We start from the raw sequence: 24,749 nt of genomic DNA, 5'->3' as shown, positions 1-24,749 counted from the left end.
TCAGTCGGAATCCGATCGCAGCGGGTCGCGCAGCGCAGAATGGTGGAAGACGGGGACCGGGTTGCGGTCGGCGAGGAGGCGGAGGCCTTCCAGCGTGATGTCGGGGTCGGTCCGCTCGATGGCAAGGGTGCCCTCGGCAAACAGCGGGGCGAGGCCGCCGGTCGCGATGACCTTCAGCGGCTTGCCGTACTCGGCCGTGATACGCGCGACCAGGCCCTCGATCAGCCCGACATAGCCCCAGTAGATGCCCGACTGCATGGCCGGCACGGTCGAACGCCCGATCACCGCCTGCGGACGGCCGATGCCGATGCGGGGCAGGCGGGCGGCGGCCTTGTGCAGGGCCTCGATCGACAGGTTGATGCCCGGCGCGATGACGCCGCCGAGATAGGCGCCGTCGCTGTCCACCACGTCGAAGGTGGTGGCGGTGCCGAAGTCGATCACCATCAGCGGGCCGCCGTAGTGGTGGTGGCTCGCGAGCGCATTCAGCAGGCGGTCGGCACCGACCTCGTTGGGCTGGTCGACGCGGATCTGGAAGCCCCAGTTGAGCGGCGCGCGGGCGACCAGCGGCTCGGTGTCGAACCAATCGCGGCAGAGCCGGCGGAGGTTGTAGAGCGCCGCCGGTACCACGGTCCCGATCACGCAGCGGGTGACGTCGTTCGCGTTGATCCCGCTGTGCTGAAACAGCGCCAGCAGCCACACGGCGTATTCGTCCGAGGTGCGGTCGGCACGGGTCGCGATGCGCCAGCGGCCGCGCCATTCCTTCCCGTCATGGACGGCGAAGACGACATTGGTGTTGCCGGCGTCGACGGCGAGCAGCATCAGGCGACCTCCCCCGAGGCGACGGCATGGACGCGGCCGCCGCTGGCAAGCAGCAGGCTGCCATCTTCGGCCAAGCCCGCGAAACGGCCGGCTATCTCGGCGCCTTGGCGACGAATGGCAAGATGCGTGTCGAGGGCCGGCCCGCGGGCCAGCCAGGCGGCGCGGACCGGGGCGAAGCCTTCCAGCGCCCGCTCGGTTCGCCGCCGGTCGATGGCGGCGAGCAGCGCCTCGGCGAAGGCTTCGGGCGCCGGGGGCGCGATGCCCGTGTCAGCCAGGCAGGCCGTCCGGCGCCCCGGCACCTCCGGCGCATGCGCCAGGTTCACCCCGATGCCGATCGACAGCCAGGCGATGCCGCCCTCCGGCGTGGCGGAGGCCTCGGTCAGGATGCCGGCCGCCTTGGCGCCGCCCAGCAGCAGGTCGTTCGGCCATTTGAGCGCCAGGATGGACGGGTCGGGCAACATCGGCGCGACGGCGTCGGCAAGCGCGACGGCGGCCAGCAGCGACCATTGCGGCGCATGCCGCATCGGCTCCGCCGGCCGCAGCAGCATGGTGATGTGCAGGTTGCCCGAAGGCCCTTCCCAGGACCGCCCCTGCGTGCCCCGCCCCGCCGTCTGGCGGCGGGCGAGGACCGCGAGGCCGTCCGGCTCGCCCGCCTCCGCCAGCCGCGCCACGAGGTCCGAGGTGCTCGGCAGCGCCTCGTGGACGCGAAGACAGAAGCGGTGCGCCGCCGTCACCCGAGCAGCGCGGCGACCGCCGCCTGCGCGGCCGCCACCAGCGGCGCCGGGTAGAGGAAGAACAGCGTGGTGAAGACGCCCGAGGCCGCCATGACGAAGGAGACGCTGGCCGGACGCGGGTCGAGCGCGCCCGCCGGTTCGTCGAAGAACATCACCTTCACGATCCGCAGGTAGTAGAAGGCCGAGACGACCGAGGACAGCACGCCGACGATGGCGAGCGTCCAGAGCCCTGCATCGATCGCCGCCTTGAAGACGAACATCTTGCCGAAGAAGCCGGCGAGCGGCGGGATGCCGGCCATGGAGAACATGAAGATCGCCATCCACACGGCCATGGAGAGGTCGGTGCGCGCGAGGCCCGCGAGGTCCTCCACCCGCTCGACCGCCCTGCCCTGCCGGCGCATCGCCACCAGCACCGCGAAGGCGCCGAGGTTCATCAGCAGGTAGATCGCCATGTAGACGAGCAGGCCGCGCATGCCGGCCTCGGAGGCCGCGGCAAGGCCAACCAGCGCGTAGCCGACATGGCCGATCGAGGAATAGGCCATCAGCCGCTTGATGTTCGACTGCCCGATCGCGGCGAAGGCGCCGAGGACCATCGACAGCAGCGAGATCAGCACGATCACCTGCTGCCACTGGCCGGCGAGATCCCCGAAGGGCCCGCCGAGCACCCGCGCGAAGAGGCCGATCGCGGCGACCTTCGGCGCGGCCGCGAAGAAGGCGGTCACCGGGGTCGGCGCGCCCTCATAGACGTCCGGCGTCCACATGTGGAACGGCACGGCCGAGACCTTGAACGCCAGGCCGACGATCACGAACACCATGCCGACCACGAGCCCGGAGCTCGCCTTCGACGGGTCCGACAGCGCATCGGCGATGCGGTCGAAATTCGTCGTGCCCGTGAACCCGTAGGTCAGCGAGGAGCCGTAGAGCAGCAGGCCCGAAGCGAGGGCGCCGAGCACGAAGTACTTCAGACCGGCTTCGGCCGAACGTTCGTCGTCGCGGTTGAAGGCGGCGACGACATAGAGGCTGAGCGACAGCAGCTCGAGCCCGATATAGAGCGACATCAGGTCGTTGGCCGAGACCATGACGAGCATGCCGAGCGTCGCGAAGACCAGCAGCACGGGATACTCGAAGCGGTCGAGCCCTTCCCGCGCGTTGTAGTCCAGCGAGAGCACCACGCCCGCCGCGGCACCGATCAGGATCAGCACCTTGGCGAAGCGGGTGAAGGCGTCCGAGACGATCTGACCGCCGAAGGCCGAGCCCTCCGGCGCGCCGATCGCAAGTGCTGCGGCCAACAGGAAGGCGCCGACCGCGGCCATGGCGCAGGCGAAATGCGTGTTGCGCTTCGGCAGCACGCCGATGCCGAGGATGGCGAGGCCGGAGAGCGCGAGCACGAGCTCCGGCAGGGCGAGGATCCAGTTCATCGGCTCACATCCCCGCCAGGCGGGCGGCGCCCAGCGCGGCTTCATGCCGCACCACCAGCGCCGTGACCGAGGCTTCGAAGAAGGAGAGGAAGGTCTGCGGCGAGACGCCCATCCAGATCGCGAGGAGGATCAGCGGTGCGAAGACCAGATGCTCGCGCGGCGACATGTCGAGCAGTCCGCGAAGGTCGTCCTTCGTGATGCGCCCGAAGGCGACACGCTTGTAGAGGTAGAGCATGTAGGCCGCGCCCAGGATCATGCCGAGCGCCGCGCCGAAGGCGACAGTCGGGTTCACCTTCCATGCGGCCACGATGACCAGGAGTTCGCCGGGGAAGCCGGCAAGACCGGGCAGCCCGACCGATGCCATGGTGAACAGCATGAAGATCACCGCGTAGGACGGCATGATCTTCGCGACCCCGCCGTAGCGCGCGATCTCGCGCGAATGGACGCGGTCATAGAGCACGCCGACACAGAGGAAGAGCGCGCCCGACACCACGCCGTGCGAGAGCATGGTGAACAGCGCGCCGGACAGCCCCTGCACGTTGAAGGTGAAGATGCCGAGCGTGACGATGCCCATATGGGCGACCGACGAGTAGGCGATCAGCTTCTTCATGTCCTCCTGCGCCAGCGCCACGAGCGAGGTGTAGACGACCGCGACGATGGACAGGACGTAGATGGCCGGCGCGAAGTCGGCCGAGGCATGCGGCAGCAGCGGCAGGCTGAAGCGCAGGAAGCCGTAGGCGCCCATCTTCAGCAGCACGCCTGCCAGGATCACCGAACCTGCGGTCGGCGCCTCGACATGCGCATCCGGCAGCCAGGTGTGGAAGGGCCACATCGGCACCTTCACCGCGAAGGAGGCGAAGAAGGCGAGGAAGATCCAGGTCTGCACCGCTGGCGGGATGGCGTGCTGGAACAGCGCCGGGATGTCGGTGGTGCCCGCGCGATACCACAGCAGCAGGATCGCCAGCAGCATCAGCACCGAGCCGAGCAGCGTGTAGAGGAAGAACTTGAAGGACGCGTAGACGCGCCGCTTGCCGCCCCACACCCCGATGATGAGGAACATCGGGATCAGCACGCCTTCGAAGAAGACGTAGAAGACGATGAAGTCGAGCGCGGCGAACATGCCGACCATCATCGTCTCGAGGACGAGGAAGGCGACCATGTACTCGCGCACGCGGGTCTGGATCGCGTCCCAGGACGCCAGCACGCAGATCGGCGTCAGTAGCGTCGAGAGCAGCACGAACAGCACCGAGATGCCGTCCACGCCCATATGGTAGCTGATGCCGAAGTCCGTCAGCCAGTCCAGGCGCTCGACGAACTGGAAGCCCGGATCCGTCTTGTCGAAGCGGAACCACAGGATCAGCGACAGCGCGAAGACGATCAGGCTGGTCCACAGCGCCGCCCAGCGCGCATTGTCGGCGACGACCTTGTCCTCACCCTTCAGGGTGAGGATGAAGATCGCCCCCGCCAGCGGCAGGAAGGTAAGCAGGCTGAGCAGCGGGAAGCCGGCGGCGTTCATCGGGCGGCTCCGAAGGCGAGCATGGTAACGAAGACCGCGAGGCCCGCGATCATGGTGAAGGCATAGGAAGCGACGCGCCCGGTCTGCAGGCGCACCGCGCCCCGCGCGACATCGGCGGCAAGCGCGGCCGCGCCGTTCGGCACGCCGTCGATGATGGTCGCATCGCCCGTCTGCCAGAGCACCCGCGCCAGGGCGCGCGTCGGACGGACGAAGATCGCGTCATAAAGCTCGTCGAAATACCACTTGTTCAGCAGGAACCGATACACGCCGCCGAAGGTCGAGGCGAGCTTGCCCGGGATCGACGGCGCCAGCATGTAGAGGATGTAGGCGAGCGCGATGCCCGACAGGCCGACCACGGTCGGCAGCAGCGGCACCCACTCCGGCACCTCATGGACATGGTGCATGATCTCGTTGTGCGGCGCGTTGACGATGGCGCCGCGCCAGAACTCCTCCCAATGATGACCGATGAAGTCCGGCGCGAAGACCGCGCCCGTCAGCACCGCGCCGGCGGCGAGCACCAGCAGGGGGACCAGCATCACGGCCGGGCTCTCGTGCACGTGTTCCATCGTGTGATGATCGGCACGCGGCGTACCGTGGAAGGTCAGGATGATGAGGCGCCAGGAGTAGAAGGCCGTCAGGAAGGCCGCCGCGATGCCGCACCAGAAGGCATAGGTGCCCACGCCCGAATGCGCGGCGAAAGCGGCCTCGAGCACGAAGTCCTTGGAGTAGTAGCCGGCGAAGTAGGGTACGCCCGCGAGCGCGAGGGAGCCGATCCACATCACCGCGTAGGTGACCGGGATCTTCTTCCAGATGCCGCCCATCTTGCGGATGTCCTGTTCGTCCGACATCGCATGGATGACGGACCCCGCGCCCAGGAACAGCAGCGCCTTGAAGAAGGCGTGGGTGAACAGGTGGAAGATCGCACCCTGGTACGCGCCCACGCCCGCCGCGAAGAACATGTAGCCGAGCTGCGAACAGGTCGAATACGCGATGATGCGCTTGATGTCGTTCTGCACGCAGCCGATCGTCGCCGCGAACAGTGCCGTCGAGGCGCCCACGACGGTGACGACGGCAAGCGCCGTCGGCGCATACTCGAACACCGGCGACATGCGCGCGACGAGGAACACGCCCGCGGTGACCATCGTCGCGGCATGGATCAGCGCGGAGACCGGCGTCGGGCCTTCCATGGCATCCGGCAGCCAGGTGTGCAGGCCGAGCTGCGCCGACTTGCCGCAGGCGCCGAGGAAGAGCAGCACCCCGATCACCTCATAGGCGCGGAAGCCCGCGAAGGTCGCGTCCATGTGCTGGTCGATCGACCCGAAGATCGTGCTGAACTCGACCGACCCGAAGGTCCAGAAGGTCAACGCCAGGCCGAGCATGAAGAACAGGTCGCCGACGCGGTTGACGATGAAGGCCTTCATCGCCGCGGCGCAGGCGCTCTCCTTCTCGTACCAGAAGCCGATCAGCAGGTAGGAGGCGAGGCCGACGCCTTCCCAGCCGAAGAACAGCTGTACGAGGTTGTCCGCCGTCACCAGCATCAGCATCATGAAGGTGAAGAGCGAGAGGTAGGCGAAGAAGCGCGGCCGGCTCGGGTCATGCGACATGTAGCCGACGCTGTAGATGTGGATCAGCGTCGAGATCAGCGTGACCATCCCGACCATCACGGCCGAGAGCGTGTCGTAGCGCAGCGCCCAGGACACCTCGAGCCCGCCGACATCGACGAAGGTCAGGATCTCGATCGTCTGCGAGGAATGGCCGAGTGCCACCTGCCAGAAGGCGGTCAGCCCGCAGGCCGCGGCCAGAACCATGCAGATGACGGTCGCGAGCTGCGCGGCCCGGTCGCCGATCCAGCGACCGAAGAAGCCGGCGATGCTCGCACCCAGCAGCGGGAAGAAGACGGCCCCGACGAACATCGCTTCAGCCCTTCAGGGTCGAGATATCCTCGACCTCGATCGTTCCGCGGTTGCGGAAGTAGATGACGACGATGGCAAGGCCGATCGCAGCCTCCGCAGCCGCCACCGTCAGGATGAACATGGTGAAGACCTGACCGGTGAGGTCCCCGAGCGCGGACGAGAAGGCGACCATGTTCAGGTTGACCGCGAGCAGGATCAGCTCGACCGACATCAGGATGACGATGACGTTCTTCCGGTTGAGGAAGATGCCGAAGACGCCGAGGACGAGCAGGATCGCCGAGACGGTCAGGTAGTGCGCGAGCGAGACGGCCATCTCAGTGATGCCCCCCATGGCCATGGTGGTGCTCCACCTGCTTGGGCTCCTCCTCCTCGGGCGACGGAGGTCGGGCGATGCCGATCTCCTTCAGCCCGGCGCCGAGCGGCACCGAACGCACGCTGACGGTGCCGGCGCGCGCGACCTGCTCGGCGATGCTCTGCCGGCGCGTGCCGGGCCGCTCGCGCAGCGTCAGCACGATGGCGCCGATCATGGCGACCAGCAGCACCAGACCGCAGGCCTGGAAGAGGAAGACGTTGTCCGTATAGAGGATGCGACCCAACGCCTCGGCGTTGGTCACCCCCGACGGCATCGGATTCAGCCGCAGCGTCGCGGCCTCAGGCGCGAAGCGCCAAGTCGCGAGCACCATGAACAGCTCGATCAACAGGATGGCGCCGATGACGGCGCCAATCGGCGCGTAGCGCTGAAAGCCCTCGCGCAGTTGCGCGAAGTCGATGTCCAGCATCATCACGACGAACAGGAACAGCACCGCGACTGCGCCGACATAGACGATGACCAGGATCATCGCGAGGAACTCGGCGCCCGCGATCAGGAACAGCCCGGCCGCGTTGAAGAAGGCCAGGATCAGGAACAGGACCGAGTGGACCGGGTTGCGGCTGGTCACCACCATGACCGCGGAGGCGATCAGGATGGCGGCGAAGGCGTAGAAGGAAAGCGCTGCGATCATCGCACGGTCACCGGTAGGGCGCGTCGAGGCGCAACCGCTCGGCGAGCATGGGCTCCCAGCGGTCGCCGTTATCGAGCAGCTTCTCCTTGGTGTAGATCAGCTCCTCGCGCGTCTCGGCGGCGAATTCCATGTTGGGCCCCTCGACGATGGCATCGACCGGGCAGGCCTCCTCGCAGAGGCCGCAGTAGATGCACTTCGTCATGTCGATGTCGTAGCGCGTGGTCCGGCGGGATCCGTCCTCGCGCGGTTCGGCCTCGATGGTGATGGCCTGGGCGGGGCAGACGGCTTCGCACAGCTTGCAGGCGATGCAGCGTTCTTCCCCGTTGGGATAGCGGCGCAGCGCGTGTTCGCCCTTGAAGCGGGGACCGAGGGGCCCGCGCTCGAAGGGGTAGTTGATGGTCGCCTTCTTCTTGAAGAAGTACTTCAGCGTCAGCGCCATGCCCGACACGAGCTCGGACAGGAGCAGGCTGCGTGCGGCGCGATCGAGGGTTGCCATTCTCAGAGCCCCATCAAGCCGGCAGCCAGCCGGTCAGCTTCAGCACCGCCGCCGTCAGCACCAGCCACACGAGCGAGAACGGCAGGAACACCTTCCAGCCGAGGCGCATGAGCTGGTCGTAGCGGTAGCGCGGGAAGGTCGCGCGGACCCAGATGAACGTGAACAGGCAGAGGCAGATCTTCAGCACGAACCAGATCGGCCCCGGGATCCAGTTGAAGGGCGCGATGTCGATCGGCGGCAGCCAGCCGCCCAGGAACAGGATCGTCGTCAGCGACGACATCAGGATCATGTTCGCGTACTCGCCGAGGAAGAACAGCGCGAAGGACATCGAGCTGTATTCGACGAAGAAGCCCGCCACGAGCTCGGACTCGCCTTCCGGCAGGTCGAAGGGCGCGCGGTTGGTTTCGGCGAGGGTCGAGATGAAGAAGATCACGAACATCGGGAACAGCGGGATGGCGAACCACACCGTCTGCTGCGCGCGCACGATCTCCGTCAGGTTCAGCGAGCCGACGCAGAGCAGCACGGTCACGATGACGAAGCCCATGGAGACTTCGTAGGAGACCATCTGCGCCGCCGAGCGCATCGCGCCGAGGAAGGCGTATTTCGAGTTCGACGCCCACCCCGCGATGATGACGCCGTAGACGCCGAGCGAGCTGATCGCGAACAGATACAGGATGCCGACATTGATGTCGGCGATCGCCCAGCCGTCGTTCACCGGGATGACCGCCCAGGCGATCATCGCCAGTGCGAAGGTCAGCATCGGCGCCAGCAGGAACAGGACCCGGTTCGCGCCCGTGGGCACGATCGTTTCCTTCATCAGCATCTTGATGGCGTCTGCGAAGGGCTGCAGCAGGCCGAAGGGCCCGACCACGTTCGGCCCTTTGCGCAGTTGCATCGCCGCCAACACCTTGCGTTCCGCATAGGTGAGGTAGGCAACGCCCACCAGCAGCGGCACCAGCAGGGCCAGCGCCTTCACCACGGTCAGGATCAGGATCCCGATCGGGTGGTTGAACAGGAAGTCCATCATGGCGTCACTCCGCCGCCAGGGCCGGCGCCGGCCCGTAGATCGCGGCGCATTGCGCCATCACATCCGAGGCGCGGCTGACCACATCCGCCTGGTGATAGACCGGGATCGGCAGCACGAAGGGCATGGTGTTCACCGCCCCCGCATCGCCGGCAGGGCCCGTCGTGTCGGCGATGCCGGCCCGGACCACCTCCCCCACCCGCGCGAAGACCGGGCTGGCCTGGGCCAGTCGCATGCGGATCGCGGCCGCGTCGGTGTAGGGCAGCGTCTTGCCGACGCCCTCGCTGAAGGCGCGGATGATGCGCCAATCCTCCTTCGCCTCGCCGGGCGGGAAGATGGCGAGCAGCCCGCGCTGCGCACGACCCTCGGTATTGACCCAGGTCGCATCCTTCTCGGTATAGGCTGCGCCGGGCAGGATCACGTCGGCCCGCGCCGCCATCGCGTCACCGTGGTGCCCCTGGTAAACGACGAAGGTGCTCGCGGGGATGCGCGCCGGATCGAAGCCGTCGGCGTTGAGCAGCCACAGGGCGTCGACCCCGCCCGCCAGCATGGCGTTGAGATCCTTGCCGCCGGAGCCGGGCAGGAAACCCAGTTCCAACCCGCCCACCTGACCGCCGAACAGGTGCAGCAGGTTGAAGCCGTTCCACTCGGCCGTCAGCATCCCGGTCTCGGCGGCGATCTTCCACGCCGCCGCCAGCACCGCCGCCCCGTCCGGCCGCTGCAGCGCGCCGCGGCCGAGGATCAGCATCGGCTTCTGCGCGGCCTTCAGCGTCTCGAGGAAGGCGGACCCTTCCAGCGCGGCGAGCGTCTCGCCCAGATGCTGCGCCGGATAGGTCAGGTCGAGCCCGCGCGGCCCGACATAGCCGACCGGGAACTTGCCCTGCGTCCAGCGCTTGCGGATGCGCGCGTTCAGCACCGGCGCTTCCTTGCGCGGATCGCTGCCGATGATCAGCAGCGCATCGGCCTCATCGATGCCGGCAATGGTCGTGTTGAAGCGATAGAATTCCGGCCGTGAGGCATCGATCGCCGACCCGTCGTCGCGGCAATCGAGATTGGCCGACCCGTAGGCCGCCATGAGGTCCTTCAGCGCGAGCGTGCTCTCGGCATCCGCCAGCGCACCGGCGACCGCCCCGATCCGCTCGCCCGGCAGCGAGGCGAACCTGGTCGCGATCGCCGCGAAGGCCTCCGGCCATGTCGCCGCGACCAGCTTGCCGTCCTTGCGCACCCAGGGGCGATCAAGCCGCCGCCGCTTCAGCCCGTCGAAGGAAAAGCGGCCACGATCGGCCATCCATTCCTCGTTCACCGCATCGTTGATGCGGGGGATGATGCGCAGCACCTCGGGTCCGCGCGCATCGACACGGATGTTCGCGCCGACCGCGTCGAGGACGTCGATGCTCTCGGTCTTCTTCAGTTCCCACGGCCGCGAGACATAGGCGTATGGCCGGGAGGTCAGCGCGCCGACCGGGCAGATGTCGATCAGGTTGCCGCTGAGCTCCGAGGTCAGCGCCTTCTCGACATAGGTGCCGATCTCCATGTTCTCGCCGCGGTTCGTGCCGCCGAGCTCCGGCGTGCCCGCAACCTCGGCGGCGAACCGGACGCAGCGCGTGCACTGGATGCACCGCGTCATGACCGTCTTGATGAGCGGCCCGATGTCCTTGTCCTTCACGGCGCGCTTCGCTTCACCGTAGCGGGAAGCATCGGCGCCGTAGGCGTAGGCCTGGTCCTGCAGGTCGCATTCGCCGCCCTGATCGCAGATCGGGCAGTCGAGCGGGTGATTGATCAGCAGGAATTCCATCACGCCGCGGCGCGCATTGCGCACGACGGGCGTGTCGGTGAACACCTTCATGCCGTCATTGACCGGGAAGGCGCAGGAGGCGACCGGCTTCGGCGCCTTCTCGACCTCCACCAGGCACATCCGGCAATTGCCAGCGACGCTCAGGCGCTCATGGTAGCAGAAGCGCGGGATTTCCTTGCCGGCGGCCTCGCAGGCCTGCAGCACCGAGGACCCGTTCGGGACCTCGACCTCGATACCGTCGACGGTGACCTTCGCCATGCCGCCTTACTCCGCCGCCAGGCGCTGGTGGCGCGCCTTGTAGGCCATGATGCGTTCTTCCATCAGCGGCCGGAAATGCCGGATCAGCCCCTGCACCGGCCAGACGCCGCCATCCGCGAGCGCGCAGATGGTATGTCCCTCGATCCGGCGCGTGACGTTCTCGAGGAGATCGATCTCCTCGATCTCGGCATTGCCTTCGACCATGCGGTTCATCAGGCGCATCTGCCAGCCCATGCCTTCGCGGCAGGGCGTGCACTGGCCGCAGCTCTCATGCTTGTAGAAGGCCGCGAGCCGCGCGATCGCCTTGATCACGTCGGTCGACTTGTCCATCACGATCACGCCCGCGGTGCCGAGACCCGAGCGATGCTCGCGCAGCGCATCGAAATCCATCAGCACGTCGTCGCAGATGTGCTTCGGCAGCAGCGGCGTCGACGACCCGCCGGGAATCACGCAGAGCAGGTTGTCCCATCCGCCCCGCACGCCGCCGGCATAGCGCTCGATGAGCTCGCGCATCGGGATGCTCATCTCCGCTTCCACGTTGCACGGGTTGTTCACGTGCCCCTGGATGCAGAAGATCTTCGTCCCCGAATTCTTGGGGCGCCCGAAGGAGGAGAACCAGCTCGCCCCACGCCGCATGATGGTCGGCACGACCGCGATGGTCTCGACGTTGTTCACCGTGGTCGGGCAGCCATAGAGGCCCACGGCCGCCGGGAACGGCGGCTTCAGCCGCGGCATGCCCTTCTTGCCCTCGAGGCTCTCGATCAGCGCCGTCTCTTCGCCGCAGATGTAGGCCCCTGCCCCGCGATGGACATACAGGTCGAAATCGTAACCCGACCCGCAGGCGTTCTTCCCCAGCAGCCCCGCGTCATAGGCTTCCTGGATCGCGGCCTCGAGAACCACGCTCTCGTTGTAGTACTCGCCCCGGATGTAGATGTAGCCGGCGACCGCGCCCATCGCGAAACCGGCGATCAGGCAACCCTCGATCAGCGTCTGCGGATCGTGGCGGATGATGTCGCGGTCCTTGCAGGTGCCGGGCTCGGACTCGTCCGCGTTCACCACCAGGTAGGACGGACGGCCATCCGACTGCTTGGGCATGAAGGACCACTTCATGCCGGTCGGGAAGCCCGCCCCGCCGCGGCCACGCAGGCCGGAATTCTTCATCTCCTCGATGATCGCGTCGCGACCCTTGGCGAGGATCGCCGCCGTGCCGTCCCAGCAGCCGCGCTTGCGCGCCGCCGACAGGTTCCAGGGCTGGAACCCGTACAGGTTCTGGAAGATGCGGTCCTTGTCCGAAAGGGCCATGTCACTCGCTCTCCGCGCCGGTCAGCGCCGTGGCACCGCCGGCCGCCTCGCTGGAACGCCGGCCGGTCACGCTGCCCGGCGCCGGCCGCTCGCCGCGCTTCAGCGCTTCGATCAGCTTCACGGTGCTCTCGTAGTCGAGGTCCTCGTAGTAGTCGTCATCGACCGCGATCATCGGCGCGTTCACGCAGGCACCCATGCATTCCATCTCGGTCAGCGTGAAGTTGCCGTCGGCGCTGGTGTCGCCGTAGCCCTTCAGCCCGCCGGCATCCTTGCAGGCGCGCAGCACCTCATCCGAGCCCCGCAGCCAGCACGGCGTCGTGCCGCAGACCTGCAGGTGGAACTTCCCAATCGGCTTGGTGTTGAACATGAAGTAGAAGGTCGCGACCTCGTAGACGCGGATCGGCGGCATGCCGAGCCGTTCGGCCACGACATCCATCGCCACGCGCGGCACCCAGGCGCTGCCGGTCAGCCGGCCCATCTGCTTCTGCACGACGTACAGCAGCGGGATCACGGCGGAGGCCTGCTTGCCCTCCGGATACCGCCTGATGATGGTCGCGATCTTGGCCTCGCTCTCCGCATCGAAGGCGAAGGAAGCGGGTTCCTCGTGGTGGGGGGCGGTCACCGGTCGATCTCCCCGAAGACGACGTCGAGCGAGCCGATGATCGCCACGGCGTCGGCGAGCATGTGGCCCTTGGAAAGCACCTCCATCGCCTGGAGATGCGCATAGCCGGGCGAGCGGATCTTGCAGCGGTACGGCCGGTTGGTGCCGTCCGCCACCAGGTAGACACCGAACTCGCCCTTCGGCGCTTCCGTCACCGTGTAGGTCGCGCCTTCGGGCACGTGATACCCCTCGGTGTAGAGCTTGAAGTGGTGGATGAGCGCTTCCATCGAGCGCTTCATCTCGCCACGCTTCGGCGGCGTGATCTTGTTGTCCTGGATCTTGACCGGGCCCGGTTTCATCTGCGCCAGGCACTGCTTCACGATCTTCAGGCTCTCCTTCATCTCGAGCATGCGCACGAGATAGCGATCGTAGCAGTCCCCGCGCGTGCCGACCGGCACGTCGAATTCCATGCGGTCGTAGACATCGTAGGGCTGCGCCTTGCGCAGATCCCACGCGCAGCCGGAGGCGCGCAGGCAGGGCCCCGAGAAGCCCCACTCGATCGCCTGCTCCGCGCTCATCACGCCGATGTCGACGGTGCGCTGCTTGAAGATGCGGTTCTCGCTCAGCAGCCGCTCGAGATCGTCCATGAAGGCCGGGAATTTCGCGGCCCAGTCGGCGATCTTCTGCTCGAGTCCGGCCGGCAAGTCCTTCGCCACGCCACCCGGACGAAAGTAGTTCGCATGGTAGTGGCTGCCCGAGACGTTCTCGTAGAACTCCAGCAGCGTCTCGCGCTGCTCGAAGCCCCACAACGCCGGCGTGATGGCACCGCAATCCATCGCGTAGGTGGTGATGTTGAGCAGGTGGTTCAGCAGCCGCGACAGCTCGGCGAACAGCACGCGGATGTACTGCCCGCGCTCCGGCACCTCGATGCCGAGGAGCCGTTCCGTCGCGATGGCGAAGGAATGCTCCATGCTCATCGGCGCGACGTAATCCAGCCGGTCGAAATACGGCAGCGCCTGGATATAGGTCTTGTACTCGATCAGCTTCTCGGTGCCGCGGTGCAGCAGTCCGACATGCGGATCCGCGCGCTCCACCACCTCGCCCTTCATCTCGAGCACGAGGCGCAGCACGCCATGCGCGGCCGGATGCTGGGGGCCGAAATTGATGGTGTGGCTGTCGACCTCGACGCTGCGCGTCACGGTCTCGGCGGCCTCGCCGGCGGGGATGATCGCCTGGCTGTTCATTCCTTCGGCCCCTCCAGACGGTTCAGGTGGACCTTCTCGTCACCGGGCAGCGTGGTCATCGCTTCCCAGGGGCTGAGGTAGTCGAAGCTGCGGAATTCCTGCGTGAGCTTCACCGGGCCATAGGCCACGCGCTTCAGCTCCTCGTCGTAGCGGAGCTCGACGAAGCCGGTCAGCGGGAAATCCTTGCGCAGCGGATGCCCCTCGAACCCGTAGTCGGTCAGGATGCGGCGCAGGTCCGGCTGGCCTTCGAAGACCACGCCGTACATGTCCCAGGTCTCGCGCTCGAACCAGGTCGCGCTCGGCCAGATGCCGACGACCGAAGGCACGCTCGCCACGCCATCCGTCGTCACGATCACGCGGACGCGGTGGTTATGGGACAGGCTGAGCAGGTTGTAGACGACCTCGAAGCGCTCGGCCCTCTCGGGCCAGTCGACGCCGCAGAGCTCCATGCACTGCTCGAAGGCGAAGCGCGGGTCGTCGCGCAGCAGGAGCATCAGCGGAATCAACGAGTCGCGCTGCGCGCGCAGCACCAGCTCGGCGCCGCCGCGGGCGAGCTGGACCTCGGTCACCGCGCCGCCGGCGGCGGCGGCGATCGCCGTGCCCAGCACACGCAGCGGGTTCTCGGGCGCGGCCGGCTCGGCCGTCGCGATCTCGTTCTCAGCCACGAAGGATGGTCCCCGTCCGCCGGATCTTCTTCTGCAGCTGCAGGATGCCGTAGACGAGCGCCTCGGCCGTCGGCGGGCAGCCCGGCACGTAGACGTCCACCGGCACGATGCGGTCGCAGCCGCGCACCACGCTGTAGGAGTAGTGGTAGTAGCCGCCGCCGTTCGCGCAGGACCCCATCGAGATCACCCAGCGCGGCTCGCTCATCTGGTCGTAGACCTTGCGCAGCGCGGGAGCCATCTTGTTGGTCAGCGTGCCGGCCACGATCATCACGTCGGACTGCCGCGGCGACCCGCGCGGGATCACGCCGAAGCGGTCGAGGTCGTAGCGCGCCATGTAGGAGTGGATCATCGGCACCGCGCAGCACGCCAGGCCGAAGGTCATCGGCCACAGCGAACCGGTCCGCGCCCAGTTCACGACCTTGTCGATGTTGGCGACGACAAAGCCCTTGTCCTGGATCTCGTCGGTCACGGCGTTGATAACCGTGTCCTGCGCCGCACCCGGCGGCAGGGCCTGGCTGTTCCAGGCGATCTCGTTGTTGGCGCCGCTCATGCTGCGGTCACTCCCAGTCCAGGGCGCCCTTGCGCCACTCGTAGACGAAGCCGACCGTCAGCACGAAGAGGAAGCCCATCATCGAACCGAAGCCGAGCCAGCCGATGTCCCCGAGCGCGATCGCCCAGGGAAACAGGAACGCCACCTCGAGGTCGAAGATGATGAAGAGGATGGCGACCAGGTAGAATCGAACATCGAAGCGATGCCGCGTGTCCTCGAAGGGCGCGAAGCCGCATTCGTAGGTGGACAGCTTCTCCGCATAGGGCTTCTGCCGCGCTGCGAGATACGCCCCGCCGACCATGGCGATGGCGATGCCGCCGGCGATGCCCAGGAAGACGAGGATCGGGAAATAATCGGCCAGCAAGGGCTGGGTCATGTGCGCCTCGGTTCTCCCCTGCCCTGTTCCGGGCATGACAGCGCGGCGCCCGGCGTGATGCCGCAGCGCAGCGTGGCCGGACATTACCCCCGGTCGCGGCGCTTCGCCATAGGCCGTGAAGGGGTGTTTTCAACCTGAATCAGGCGTGACGCCTTGAAAACGAAAGCGGCGCTCCAGGATGGCTCCTGAAGCGCCGCTTTGGCTTCGTAGTCCGTCGCGTGGCGCGAGTGACGGGGCTCGAACCCGCGACCTCCGGCGTGACAGGCCGGCGCTCTAACCAACTGAGCTACACCCGCTCACCGCGACAGGTGGCGGGGGATACGGCCGCTCGCGGGGTTAGTCAAGCGGGGGTCAGCAGAGATTCCGCAACAGGATGGAGATCGTGGTGAAAGTGGCGTGGAGACGACGCACGAACCGGGTGTCGCTTGCGGTGGTCCGCGCCGCGACGCGGTGCGTCGCGGGTCGCTGCGCTCTCCCTCCGAGGGATTCTCTTCCAGCCCCCGCGGGGCCGGAAAGGAATGGGCACTGACGGGTTCGAACCGCCGACATCCTGTGTGTAAGACAGGCGCTCTACCGCTGAGCTAAGTGCCCGTGCCGCCCCCAATAACACGAAGGGCCGGCCTTTGCAGGCCAGCCCCCCGGTCTTCCGTCCTGGTGGACGAAATCAGTTCACGGCGTCCTTCAGGCCCTTGCCGGCCTTGAAGCGCACGGTCGTGCTCGCCGGGATCTTGATCTCCTCGCCCGTGCGCGGGTTGCGGCCCTTGCCGGCCTTGCGCTTGGAGGTCGAGAAGGTGCCGAAGCCGACCAGGCGAACTTCCTGCTTCTTCTTCAGCGACTTCTGGATCGCCTCGAACACGGCGTCGACGACGTCGCCAGCCTTCGCCTTCGGGAGATCGGCCGCCTCGGCGACGGCGGTGATGAGGTCCTGCTTGTTCACTGGGTATCCCCTCCGTTGGTGCGGATGACAGGCCGGCGAGTCGACCGACCGGGTCGGGGCGGAGAGTAGGAGCGCGGATTCCACAGCGTCAACGAGAGAGCATCCGATTCGCGGCGGAAAACCGCCGTTTCCGGCAGGCGATGCGGCAAAAGCGCAACGCTATCCTGGGTTTTCCACAGAAAACCCCGGCGAAGCCATGCTCCGCCGGGGCTTTTCAGTGGTCCGTCGGGGTCCGGAAGGTCAGTGCGGCAGCGCCGACTCGGACTTCCCGGCCTCGGGCGCCCGCGGCGCCGGAGTCTCCTCCGGTTCCGCCCAGGTGATCGCCTCGGGCTTCTTCACCAGGGCCCGCCCGATCACCTCGTCCACGTGAGAGACAGGGACGATCTCGAGCCCCTTCTTCACATTGTCCGGGATCTCGGCCAGGTCCTTCTCGTTGTCCTTCGGGATGAACACAGTCTTCATGCCCGTCCGCAGCGCGGCGAGCAGCTTCTCCTTCAGCCCGCCGATCGGCAGCACCCGGCCGCGCAGCGTGATCTCGCCGGTCATGGCGATGTCGCGCCGCACCGGGATGCCGGTGAGCACCGAGACGATCGAGGTCGCCATCGCGATGCCCGCCGACGGACCATCCTTGGGCGTCGCACCTTCCGGCACGTGCACATGGATGTCGCGCTTCTCGAACACCGTCGGCTTGATGCCGAAGGAGGTCGAGCGGGAACGGACGTAGGACATCGCGGCCGAGACGCTCTCCTGCATCACGTCGCCGAGCTTGCCCGTGGTCTTCACCACGCCCTTGCCCGGGACCATGACGGATTCGATCGTCAGGATCTCGCCACCCACCTCGGTCCAGGCGAGGCCGGTCACGACGCCGACCATGTCCTCGGCCTCGGCCTCGCCGTAGCGGAACTTCCGCACGCCGGCGAACTTCTCGAGGTTCTTGTGGGTGATCGCGACCTTCTTCGACTGCTTGGAGACGATCTCCTTCACCGCCTTGCGCGCCAGGCCCGCGATCTCGCGCTCGAGGCTGCGGACGCCCGCCTCGCGCGTGTAGTAGCGGATCAGGTCGCGGATCGCGCTGTCGGACACCGACCACTCGCCATCCTTCAGGCCGTTCGCCTCGGCCACCTTCTTCATCAGGTGACGCTTAGCGATCTCGACCTTCTCATCCTCGGTGTAGCCGGGGATGCGGATGATCTCCATGCGGTCCAGCAGCGGCTGCGGCATGCGCAGGCTGTTGGCGGTCGTCACGAACATCACGTCGGACAGGTCGTAGTCGACCTCGAGGTAGTGGTCGGCGAAGGTCGAGTTCTGCTCGGGGTCCAGCACCTCCAGCAGCGCGCTCGACGGGTCCCCGCGCCAATCGGCGCCGAGCTTGTCGATCTCGTCCAGCAGGAAGAGCGGATTCGAGGTCTTCGCCTTCTTCATGCCCTGGATCACCTTGCCGGGCATGGAACCGATATAGGTCCGGCGATGGCCGCGCACCTCGGCCTCGTCCCGCACGCCGCCGAGCGACATGCGCACGAAGTTGCGCCCCGTCGCCTTGGCAATGGACTTGCCGAGCGAGGTCTTGCCGACGCCGGGCGGGCCCACCAGGCAAAGGATCGGCCCGCGGATCTTGGGCGAGCGCGACTGCACCGCCAGATACTCGATGATCCGCTCCTTCACCTTCTCCAGGCCGAAGTGGTCGGCGTCGAGCACCTTCTCGGCTGCGACGATGTCGTTGCGGACCTTGGAGCGCTTCTTCCAGGGGATGGAGAGCATCCAGTCGAGGTAGTTGCGCACCACCGTCGCTTCGGCGCTCATCGGCGACATGGTGCGCAGCTTCTTCAGCTCCGCCATCGCCTTCTCGCGCGCTTCCTTCGACAGCTTGGTGGCCTTGATCTTGGCCTCGAGCTCGGCGGTCTCGTCCTTGCCGTCCTCGCCCTCGCCCAGCTCCTTCTGGATCGCCTTGAGCTGCTCGTTCAGGTAGTACTCACGCTGCGTCTTCTCCATCTGCCGCTTCACGCGGTTCCGGATGCGCTTCTCCACCTGCAGCACGCCGATCTCGCCCTCCATGTGGGCGAAGACGCGCTCGAGCCGCGCCGTCACGGACGGCGTCTCCAGCAACTCCTGCTTCTCGGGGATCTTGAGGCCGAGATGCGAGGCGACCGTGTCCGCGAGCTTCGCCGGCTCCTCGATCTGGTTGATCGAGACCAGCACCTCGGGGGCGATCTTCTTGTTGAGCTTGATGTACTGCTCGAACTGCGTGACGACGGTGCGCGCCAGCGCCTCGGCCTCGCGCGGCTCGGCGGTGGTCTCCTCGACCGGCTCGGCGAAGGCCTCGAAGTAGTTCGCGGTCTCCTTGAAGGCGGCGATCTTCGCACGGCGGCCGCCCTCGACCAGCACCTTCACCGTGCCGTCGGGCAGCTTCAGCAGCTGCAGCACCGTCGAGACGGTGCCGACCTGGTACAGGTCGTCGGTGCCCGGATCGTCCTGGGCGGCATTCTTCTGCGCGACGAGCAGGATCTGCTTGTCGTCCTTCATCACCGCCTCGAGCGCACGGACCGATTTCTCGCGCCCGACGAAGAGGGGGACAATCATGTGCGGGAACACCACGATGTCCCTCAGGGGGAGCACCGGAAGCAATTCGCCGCGGATGGTATCCGTCATGTGACCTCACTGGGACAGTCGGCGCCCGGCCCGCCCAAAGGCGGCACGGGCGGGGCGCCACGGCATGTCCCCGATGTGGGACCCGGGCGACGCCCGCTCAAGATCTTGACGGGGCGCCGTCGCACGCCCCGTACAATCAGGCCGAGGTCTGCTCGGCCGGACGTTCGCCATAGATGAACAGGGGCTGGGCGCGGCCTTCCGCGACCTCCCGGTTCACCACCACCTCCTCGACCGATTCGAGGCCGGGAAGGTCGAACATGGTGCTCAGCAGGATGGCTTCCATGATGGAGCGCAGCCCGCGGGCGCCGGTCTTGCGCTGGATGGCGCGCGTCGCGACCGCCTTCAGCGCGTCCTCGGTGAAGGTGAGCTTCGCCCCCTCCATCTCGAACAGCCGGCCATACTGCTTGACCAGGGCATTCTTCGGCTTGGTCAGGATCTCGATCAGCGCCTTCTCGTCCAGGTCGTCGAGCGTGGCGACGACCGGCAGGCGGCCGATGAATTCCGGGATGAGGCCGAACTTCAGCAGGTCCTCTGGCTCGACCTCGCGCAGGATCTGGCCGGTGCGGCGCTCATCCGGGTCCCGCACCTCGGCGCCGAAGCCGATGCCCGAGCCCTTGCCGCGTGCGCCGATGATCTTCTCGAGCCCCGCGAAGGCACCGCCGCAGATGAACAGGATGTTGGACGTGTCCACCTGCAGGAATTCCTGCTGGGGATGCTTCCGCCCGCCCTGCGGGGGCACCGAGGCGACGGTGCCTTCCATGATCTTGAGCAGCGCCTGCTGGACGCCCTCACCCGACACGTCGCGCGTGATCGAGGGGTTGTCCGACTTGCGGCTGATCTTGTCGACCTCGTCAATGTAGACGATGCCGCGCTGCGCGCGCTCCACGTTGTAGTCCGCGGCCTGCAGCAGCTTGAGGATGATGTTCTCGACATCCTCGCCGACATAGCCGGCCTCGGTCAGCGTGGTCGCATCCGCCATGGTGAAGGGCACGTCGAGGATGCGGGCGAGCGTCTGCGCCAGCAGCGTCTTGCCCGAGCCCGTCGGGCCCACCAGCATGATGTTCGACTTCGCGATCTCGATGTCGGGGTTCTTCCCCCCGTGGGCGAGGCGCTTGTAGTGGTTGTGGACCGCGACCGAGAGGACCTTCTTCGCGTGGTCCTGCCCGATGACGTAGTCGTCGAGGACCTTGCAGATCTCCTTGGGCGTCGGCACGCCGTCGCGCGACTTCACGAGGTGCGTCTTGTGCTCCTCGCGGATGATGTCCATGCAGAGCTCGACGCATTCGTCGCAGATGAACACCGTCGGCCCGGCGATGAGCTTCCGCACCTCGTGCTGCGACTTCCCGCAGAACGAGCAGTAAAGGGTGTTCTTGGAATCGCCGGACTTGCTCATGCGGTCTCCGTGTTCCCCGGACGTTCGGGGAACTGCAACAAGAATGTAGCCCCCGGGCGCCCGAGGGAAAAGCGAAAGCCGGCCCGGGCCGCCGCGGGAGGCCCCGGGTGCGGCTTCGGCGTCACGCCTTGGCCGGGTCCGAAACGGGCACCGGCCGCTCCTCGACCACGTGGTCGACCAGGCCGAAATCGCGGGCCTCCTCGGCCGACATGTAGCTGTCGCGGTCGAGCTTCTTCTCGATCGCCTCGATCGGCTGATCGGTATGCTTCACGTAGATCTCGTTCAGCCGCTGGCGCAGCTTGAGGATCTCGCGAGCCTGGATCTCGATGTCCGCCGCCTGGCCCTGGGCGCCGCCGGACGGCTGGTGGACCATGATCCGGCTGTTCGGCAAGGCGTAGCGCTTGCCCTTGGCCCCCGCGCAGAGCAGCAGCGAGCCCATCGAGGCCGCCTGCCCGATGCAGACCGTGGAGACCGGCGCGCGGATGTACTGCATGGTGTCGTACATCGCGAGGCCGGCCGAAACCACGCCGCCCGGAGAATTGATGTAGAAGGCGATGTCCTTGGTCGGGTTCTCGCTCTCAAGGAACAGCAGCTGGGCGCAGATCAGCGAAGAAACCTGGTCGAAAACCGGCCCCGTCAGGAAGATGATCCGCTCCTTCAGAAGGCGCGAATAGATGTCGAAGGCCCGCTCGCCCCGAGCTGTCTGCTCGATGACCATCGGCACCAGGGTGTTGTTGTAGACTTCGACCGGGTCGCGATCCCAAGCCATGACGCATCCTTTCGTCGCGGCGGCGCCGAATCAGCCCGCCGTCATCACACGGGAATGTGGGGCATGGCCCGCACCTGCGAAAGCCCTGCCCGCCGATCCTTCCGGTCCCGGCTGGATCAAGCCGATGTCAGCACCATCCCATCATGGGCCGGCTCGACCCCCGGGGGCAGGTTTGCCAGCATCCAGCCATGATCCATGTCCGGACTCATATGGGTCAGGACGGTGCGCCGAGGCCGGAGCCGGGCGACCCAATCCAGCACCTGGTCCAGGTTGGCATGCACCTTGTGGGGCCGCCGCTGGAAACATCCCACCACCCAGGTATCCAGCCCGTGAAGGAGGGCGAGGCTTTCCTCGGGCAGATGCACCAGGTCGGTCGAATAGGCGAAGTCCCCGACCCTGACCCCGAGCGTGTCCATCACCGCATGGTCCTGCAGGAAGGTCTGGACCCGATGCCCCGCCATGGTGACGACATCCCCTGCCTGTAACGGCACCGGATCGACTGCCGGGCGGTAGAAGACCGGGCCGGTCGCCGGCAGGAAGGCGTAGTCGAAGCGCTGCTTCAGGATGGCGAGCGTCCGCTCCATCCCGAAGGCCTCGAGCGGGCGCCCGACCAGCCGGTTCAGGATCCGGACCTCGTCCATGCCCATGATGTGGTCGGCGTGATCATGGGTGTAGAGGATCGCGTCGACCGACGGCACGCGGCAGGCGAGCAGCTGCGTCCGCAGGTCCGGCCCCGTGTCCACCAGCAGCCGACCGCCCGCACCGCCCTCGATCAGGATGGATGACCGCGTACGCTGGTTCAGGGGGTTGGTTGGGTCGCACGCCCCCCACCAGCCGGCACCGTCCTCGCCCCCGATCTGGGGCACGCCGCCGGACCCGCCGCAGCCGAGGATCGTGACCTTCAGCAAGGGCTTAGGCGGCCTTTTTGAACAGGCGAAGGAAATTCGACGTAGTCAGGTCCTCGATCGCCCGGATGTCGAGCCCCCGCACCTCCGCCAGCACCTTGGCCGTGTGGGCGACCATCGCCGGTTCGCACCGCTTGCCGCGGAAGGGCACCGGGGCAAGGTAGGGCGCGTCGGTCTCCACCAGCAGGCGGTCGGCCGGCAGGTCGCGGGCGACGTCGCGGATATCCTGGCTCTTGGGGAAGGTCAGGATGCCCGAGAAAGACACATACCCACCCATTTCCACCGATTTTTCTGCCAGCTCGCGCCCGCTGCTGAAGCAGTGCAGCAGGAAGTCGAAAGGCCCGCCCGCCTCCCGCTCCTCGCGCAGGATGGCGAGGATGTCGTCATCCGCCTGGCGGGCATGGATCGCGAGCGGCAGCCCGGCCAGGCGCGCGGCCCGGATGTGGCGGCGGAAGTTCTCCGCCTGCGCGTCGCGCGGGGCCTTGTCGTAGAAGTAGTCGAGGCCGCTTTCGCCGATGCCGACGATGCGCGGATGGTCGGCCGCGGCGGCGATCTCCTCGGCGGTCGGCAGCGGGCCCTCCCCGGCATTGTGGGGGTGGATGCCGACCGTGCCCCAGACATCGGGGAAGCGTTCCGCCAGTTCCTTGACCTTGGCGGCCTGGGACATGCGGACGCCGATCGTGACCATGCGGCCGACCCCGGCTTCCCGGGCGCGGGCGATCACCTGCTCGATCTCGGCCTCGACATAGTAGTCGAGGTGGCAGTGGCTATCGACGAGCATCAGGCCGGCAGCTCGATCTTGCGGAACAGCGGCGTGGGCGGCGGCAGGGCGACGCCATCGGCCATCGGCTTGCCGAGGGCGGCGATGTCCCGCGCCCCCGCCGGCACGGCGAGCTGGTCGAGCAGCGCGGCCATGGTCGTCGGCATGAAGGGCTGCAGCAGCGTTGCGTAGGTCCGCAGCGCCGTGTGCAGGTGCCGCAGCACCGCCGCCATCCGCACCACATCGGTCTTCTTCAGCGCCCAGGGCGCCATCTTGGTGATGTAGCCGTTGGCCTCGCGCACGCTCGCGAAGATGGTCTCGAGCGCGATGTGGAAATGCTGCTGGTCCAGTTGCTTGCGCACCGTCTCGGCGAGAGCGTCGACCGAGGCGAACAGCTCCCCGTCCTCCTCGGTCCGTGCGGCGGCCGCCGGCAGCTTTCCCTCGCAGTTCCGCTGGATCAGCGACAGCGTCCGGTTCGCGAGGTTGCCCAGCGCGTCCGCCAGTTCGCCGTTCAGCCGGTTGATCAGCGCCTTGCGCGCAAAATCTCCATCCTGGCCGAAGGGCACTTCCCGCAGCAGGAAGTAGCGCACCGGATCGAGCCCGTATTCCTCCACCAGCGACACCGGGTCGATCACGTTGCCCAGCGACTTGCTGATCTTCTGGCCCTCGTTGGTCCACCAGCCATGCGCGAAGACTCGCTTCGGTGGCGCCAGCCCGGCGGCGAGCAGCATCGCCGGCCAGTAGATGGTGTGGAACCGCACGATGTCCTTGCCGACGAAATGCACGTCGGCCGGCCAGAACTTCCAGCGCGGATTCGTCGTGTCGGGGTAGCCAGCGGCGGTGATGTAGTTCGTCAGGGCATCGACCCAGACATACATCACATGCGCCTCGTCCCCCGGCACCTTCACGCCCCAGGTGAAGGAGGTGCGGGAGACCGAAAGATCAAGCTTCTCCGGCTTGCCGGCGAAGTCCTTCAGCCCCTGGGCGACGAAGGCGCGCACCTCGTTCCGCCGGCTCTCGGGCTGGATGTCGATACGCTCGGGGTCGCCGTCCGACAGGTCGAAGCGGCGCAGCAGTTCCGGGAGCCACTTCGACAGGCGGAAGAAGTAGGACGGCTCCCTCACCCACTCCACCGGCGCGCCCGATGGCGCGTACTTCACGCCGTCGCGTTCGGTCAGCTCGTCCGGGCCGTAAAATGCTTCATCGCGAACGGCGTACCAGCCCTCGTAGTCACCGAGGTAGATCTCGCCGCGCTCCGCCAGCACCTTCCACAGCGCGACGCAGGCCGCCTTGTGGCGCGGTTCGGTGGTGCGGATGAAGTCGTCGTTGGAAAAGCCCATCGTGACCGTCAGGTCGCGGAAGGCCTGGCTGACGCGATCCGTGAAGGCCTGCGGGTCCTCGCCGGCGTCCTTCGCCGCCTTCTCGACCTTCTGGCCGTGCTCGTCGGTGCCGGTCAGGAAGAAGACCTCGTGCCCGTCCAGCCGCTTGAAGCGCGCTAGCACGTCGGTCGCGAGCGAGGTGTACGCGTGCCCGATATGGGGCTTGTCGTTCACGTAATAGATCGGCGTGGTGTAGTAGATCGGTGGCTTCGCCATGGGCTGTCCGGTGAGAGGTCCGGCCGCTCCGT

23 protein-coding genes and 2 tRNA genes are annotated in these 24,749 nt (G+C 67.1%); all 25 read right to left on the bottom strand.

All coding sequences use genetic code 11. The features are described 5' to 3' along the window. Complete coding sequence (locus GWK16_RS14380) at positions 1 to 819, bottom strand: type III pantothenate kinase (RefSeq protein ID WP_170054651.1); 819 nt, start codon at positions 817 to 819, stop codon at positions 1 to 3. Continuing rightward, positions 819 to 1,553, bottom strand: a complete 735-nt coding sequence (locus tag GWK16_RS14375) for a biotin--[acetyl-CoA-carboxylase] ligase (RefSeq protein ID WP_170054650.1) — start codon at positions 1,551 to 1,553, stop codon at positions 819 to 821. Before GWK16_RS14375 ends, GWK16_RS14380 begins: the two co-directional genes overlap by 1 nt. After that, positions 1,550 to 2,971, bottom strand: a complete 1,422-nt coding sequence (gene nuoN / locus GWK16_RS14370) for an NADH-quinone oxidoreductase subunit NuoN (RefSeq protein WP_170054649.1) — start codon at positions 2,969 to 2,971, stop codon at positions 1,550 to 1,552. Before nuoN ends, GWK16_RS14375 begins: the two co-directional genes overlap by 4 nt. Positions 2,972 to 2,975: 4 nt before the next feature. Next, positions 2,976 to 4,487 (bottom strand): NADH-quinone oxidoreductase subunit M, encoded by a 1,512-nt coding sequence (locus GWK16_RS14365; RefSeq protein ID WP_170054648.1) that lies wholly within the window; start codon positions 4,485 to 4,487, stop codon positions 2,976 to 2,978. Then, on the bottom strand, positions 4,484 to 6,400 hold the full coding sequence (gene nuoL, locus GWK16_RS14360) for an NADH-quinone oxidoreductase subunit L (RefSeq protein WP_170054647.1): 1,917 nt from the start codon (positions 6,398 to 6,400) through the stop codon (positions 4,484 to 4,486). Before nuoL ends, GWK16_RS14365 begins: the two co-directional genes overlap by 4 nt. A 4-nt stretch (positions 6,401 to 6,404) precedes the next feature. Then, positions 6,405 to 6,731: an NADH-quinone oxidoreductase subunit NuoK gene (gene nuoK / locus GWK16_RS14355; RefSeq protein ID WP_456306759.1), complete on the bottom strand. Its 327-nt coding sequence runs from the start codon at positions 6,729 to 6,731 to the stop codon at positions 6,405 to 6,407. Continuing rightward, entirely contained in the window at positions 6,715 to 7,401 is a 687-nt protein-coding gene (locus GWK16_RS14350) for an NADH-quinone oxidoreductase subunit J (protein WP_170054646.1), read from the bottom strand. Before GWK16_RS14350 ends, nuoK begins: the two co-directional genes overlap by 17 nt. A 7-nt stretch (positions 7,402 to 7,408) precedes the next feature. Beyond that, on the bottom strand, positions 7,409 to 7,897 hold the full coding sequence (gene nuoI / locus GWK16_RS14345; protein ID WP_168038543.1) for an NADH-quinone oxidoreductase subunit NuoI: 489 nt from the start codon (positions 7,895 to 7,897) through the stop codon (positions 7,409 to 7,411). Between the two features lie 13 nt (positions 7,898 to 7,910). Continuing rightward, the gene (gene nuoH, locus GWK16_RS14340; protein WP_170054645.1) at positions 7,911 to 8,924 is read right to left on the bottom strand and encodes an NADH-quinone oxidoreductase subunit NuoH; all 1,014 of its coding nucleotides are present in this window, start codon (positions 8,922 to 8,924) and stop codon (positions 7,911 to 7,913) included. A gap of 4 nt (positions 8,925 to 8,928) precedes the next feature. Continuing rightward, positions 8,929 to 10,974 (bottom strand): NADH-quinone oxidoreductase subunit NuoG, encoded by a 2,046-nt coding sequence (gene nuoG / locus GWK16_RS14335; protein WP_170054644.1) that lies wholly within the window; start codon positions 10,972 to 10,974, stop codon positions 8,929 to 8,931. Positions 10,975 to 10,980: 6 nt separating this feature from the next. Beyond that, positions 10,981 to 12,276 (bottom strand): NADH-quinone oxidoreductase subunit NuoF, encoded by a 1,296-nt coding sequence (gene nuoF / locus GWK16_RS14330; protein WP_170054643.1) that lies wholly within the window; start codon positions 12,274 to 12,276, stop codon positions 10,981 to 10,983. A gap of 1 nt (position 12,277) precedes the next feature. After that, the gene (locus GWK16_RS14325) at positions 12,278 to 12,898 is read right to left on the bottom strand and encodes an NADH-quinone oxidoreductase subunit NuoE (RefSeq protein WP_170054642.1); all 621 of its coding nucleotides are present in this window, start codon (positions 12,896 to 12,898) and stop codon (positions 12,278 to 12,280) included. Next, positions 12,895 to 14,121: an NADH-quinone oxidoreductase subunit D gene (locus tag GWK16_RS14320; RefSeq protein ID WP_170054641.1), complete on the bottom strand. Its 1,227-nt coding sequence runs from the start codon at positions 14,119 to 14,121 to the stop codon at positions 12,895 to 12,897. Before GWK16_RS14320 ends, GWK16_RS14325 begins: the two co-directional genes overlap by 4 nt. Next, positions 14,118 to 14,786: an NADH-quinone oxidoreductase subunit C gene (locus GWK16_RS14315; RefSeq protein WP_408903920.1), complete on the bottom strand. Its 669-nt coding sequence runs from the start codon at positions 14,784 to 14,786 to the stop codon at positions 14,118 to 14,120. Before GWK16_RS14315 ends, GWK16_RS14320 begins: the two co-directional genes overlap by 4 nt. Continuing rightward, positions 14,779 to 15,336 (bottom strand): NuoB/complex I 20 kDa subunit family protein, encoded by a 558-nt coding sequence (locus GWK16_RS14310; protein ID WP_170054640.1) that lies wholly within the window; start codon positions 15,334 to 15,336, stop codon positions 14,779 to 14,781. Before GWK16_RS14310 ends, GWK16_RS14315 begins: the two co-directional genes overlap by 8 nt. A 7-nt stretch (positions 15,337 to 15,343) precedes the next feature. Continuing rightward, positions 15,344 to 15,712 (bottom strand): NADH-quinone oxidoreductase subunit A, encoded by a 369-nt coding sequence (locus tag GWK16_RS14305; protein WP_168038557.1) that lies wholly within the window; start codon positions 15,710 to 15,712, stop codon positions 15,344 to 15,346. A 219-nt stretch (positions 15,713 to 15,931) separates the two neighbouring features. Continuing rightward, positions 15,932 to 16,008, bottom strand: a tRNA-Asp gene (locus GWK16_RS14300). Positions 16,009 to 16,231: 223 nt separating this feature from the next. Beyond that, a tRNA-Val gene (locus tag GWK16_RS14295) sits at positions 16,232 to 16,303 on the bottom strand. 73 nt (positions 16,304 to 16,376) lie between these two features. Further along, the gene (locus GWK16_RS14290) at positions 16,377 to 16,733 is read right to left on the bottom strand and encodes an HU family DNA-binding protein (RefSeq protein WP_170054639.1); all 357 of its coding nucleotides are present in this window, start codon (positions 16,731 to 16,733) and stop codon (positions 16,377 to 16,379) included. 156 nt (positions 16,734 to 16,889) lie between these two features. Further along, on the bottom strand, positions 16,890 to 19,295 hold the full coding sequence (lon, locus tag GWK16_RS14285; RefSeq protein WP_170054638.1) for an endopeptidase La: 2,406 nt from the start codon (positions 19,293 to 19,295) through the stop codon (positions 16,890 to 16,892). 136 nt (positions 19,296 to 19,431) lie between these two features. Then, positions 19,432 to 20,688 carry an ATP-dependent Clp protease ATP-binding subunit ClpX gene (clpX, locus tag GWK16_RS14280; protein ID WP_168038563.1) on the bottom strand — a complete coding sequence of 419 codons (1,257 nt, stop codon included), beginning with the start codon at positions 20,686 to 20,688 and terminating at the stop codon, positions 19,432 to 19,434. Positions 20,689 to 20,809: 121 nt separating this feature from the next. Continuing rightward, positions 20,810 to 21,457, bottom strand: a complete 648-nt coding sequence (clpP, locus tag GWK16_RS14275; RefSeq protein ID WP_170054637.1) for an ATP-dependent Clp endopeptidase proteolytic subunit ClpP — start codon at positions 21,455 to 21,457, stop codon at positions 20,810 to 20,812. Between the two features lie 116 nt (positions 21,458 to 21,573). Then, positions 21,574 to 22,362 (bottom strand): MBL fold metallo-hydrolase, encoded by a 789-nt coding sequence (locus GWK16_RS14270; RefSeq protein ID WP_170054762.1) that lies wholly within the window; start codon positions 22,360 to 22,362, stop codon positions 21,574 to 21,576. 7 nt (positions 22,363 to 22,369) lie between these two features. Beyond that, positions 22,370 to 23,143 carry a TatD family hydrolase gene (locus GWK16_RS14265; protein WP_170054636.1) on the bottom strand — a complete coding sequence of 258 codons (774 nt, stop codon included), beginning with the start codon at positions 23,141 to 23,143 and terminating at the stop codon, positions 22,370 to 22,372. Beyond that, entirely contained in the window at positions 23,143 to 24,717 is a 1,575-nt protein-coding gene (metG, locus tag GWK16_RS14260; RefSeq protein ID WP_170054635.1) for a methionine--tRNA ligase, read from the bottom strand. Before metG ends, GWK16_RS14265 begins: the two co-directional genes overlap by 1 nt. Positions 24,718 to 24,749 lie beyond the last annotated feature (32 nt).

It is taken from the genome of Neoroseomonas marina (assembly GCF_012927745.1).
GTDB classification, from domain to species: Bacteria; Pseudomonadota; Alphaproteobacteria; order Acetobacterales; family Acetobacteraceae; genus Neoroseomonas; species Neoroseomonas marina.
Note: the sequence above shows the minus strand (reverse complement) of the source record. Positions and strands in the feature narration are given on the sequence as shown.

What these genes read in the sequence shown, in the direction of transcription:
- nuoH (WP_170054645.1), bottom strand. Translation starts at nt 8,924, where the DNA reads ATGATGGACTTCCTGTTCAACCACCCGATCGGGATCCTGATCCTGACC.
- lon (WP_170054638.1), bottom strand. Translation starts at nt 19,295, where the DNA reads ATGACGGATACCATCCGCGGCGAATTGCTTCCGGTGCTCCCCCTGAGG.
- GWK16_RS14365 (WP_170054648.1), bottom strand. Translation starts at nt 4,487, where the DNA reads ATGAACGCCGCCGGCTTCCCGCTGCTCAGCCTGCTTACCTTCCTGCCG.
- metG (WP_170054635.1), bottom strand. Translation starts at nt 24,717, where the DNA reads ATGGCGAAGCCACCGATCTACTACACCACGCCGATCTATTACGTGAAC.
- GWK16_RS14310 (WP_170054640.1), bottom strand. Translation starts at nt 15,336, where the DNA reads ATGAGCGGCGCCAACAACGAGATCGCCTGGAACAGCCAGGCCCTGCCG.
- nuoF (WP_170054643.1), bottom strand. Translation starts at nt 12,276, where the DNA reads ATGGCCCTTTCGGACAAGGACCGCATCTTCCAGAACCTGTACGGGTTC.
- GWK16_RS14305 (WP_168038557.1), bottom strand. Translation starts at nt 15,712, where the DNA reads ATGACCCAGCCCTTGCTGGCCGATTATTTCCCGATCCTCGTCTTCCTG.
- nuoL (WP_170054647.1), bottom strand. Translation starts at nt 6,400, where the DNA reads ATGTTCGTCGGGGCCGTCTTCTTCCCGCTGCTGGGTGCGAGCATCGCC.
- GWK16_RS14265 (WP_170054636.1), bottom strand. Translation starts at nt 23,143, where the DNA reads ATGCTCGTCGATAGCCACTGCCACCTCGACTACTATGTCGAGGCCGAG.
- GWK16_RS14380 (WP_170054651.1), bottom strand. Translation starts at nt 819, where the DNA reads ATGCTGCTCGCCGTCGACGCCGGCAACACCAATGTCGTCTTCGCCGTC.
- nuoG (WP_170054644.1), bottom strand. Translation starts at nt 10,974, where the DNA reads ATGGCGAAGGTCACCGTCGACGGTATCGAGGTCGAGGTCCCGAACGGG.
- clpX (WP_168038563.1), bottom strand. Translation starts at nt 20,688, where the DNA reads ATGAGCAAGTCCGGCGATTCCAAGAACACCCTTTACTGCTCGTTCTGC.
- GWK16_RS14320 (WP_170054641.1), bottom strand. Translation starts at nt 14,121, where the DNA reads ATGAACAGCCAGGCGATCATCCCCGCCGGCGAGGCCGCCGAGACCGTG.
- clpP (WP_170054637.1), bottom strand. Translation starts at nt 21,457, where the DNA reads ATGGCTTGGGATCGCGACCCGGTCGAAGTCTACAACAACACCCTGGTG.
- nuoN (WP_170054649.1), bottom strand. Translation starts at nt 2,971, where the DNA reads ATGAACTGGATCCTCGCCCTGCCGGAGCTCGTGCTCGCGCTCTCCGGC.
- nuoK (WP_456306759.1), bottom strand. Translation starts at nt 6,731, where the DNA reads ATGGGGGGCATCACTGAGATGGCCGTCTCGCTCGCGCACTACCTGACC.
- GWK16_RS14350 (WP_170054646.1), bottom strand. Translation starts at nt 7,401, where the DNA reads ATGATCGCAGCGCTTTCCTTCTACGCCTTCGCCGCCATCCTGATCGCC.
- nuoI (WP_168038543.1), bottom strand. Translation starts at nt 7,897, where the DNA reads ATGGCAACCCTCGATCGCGCCGCACGCAGCCTGCTCCTGTCCGAGCTC.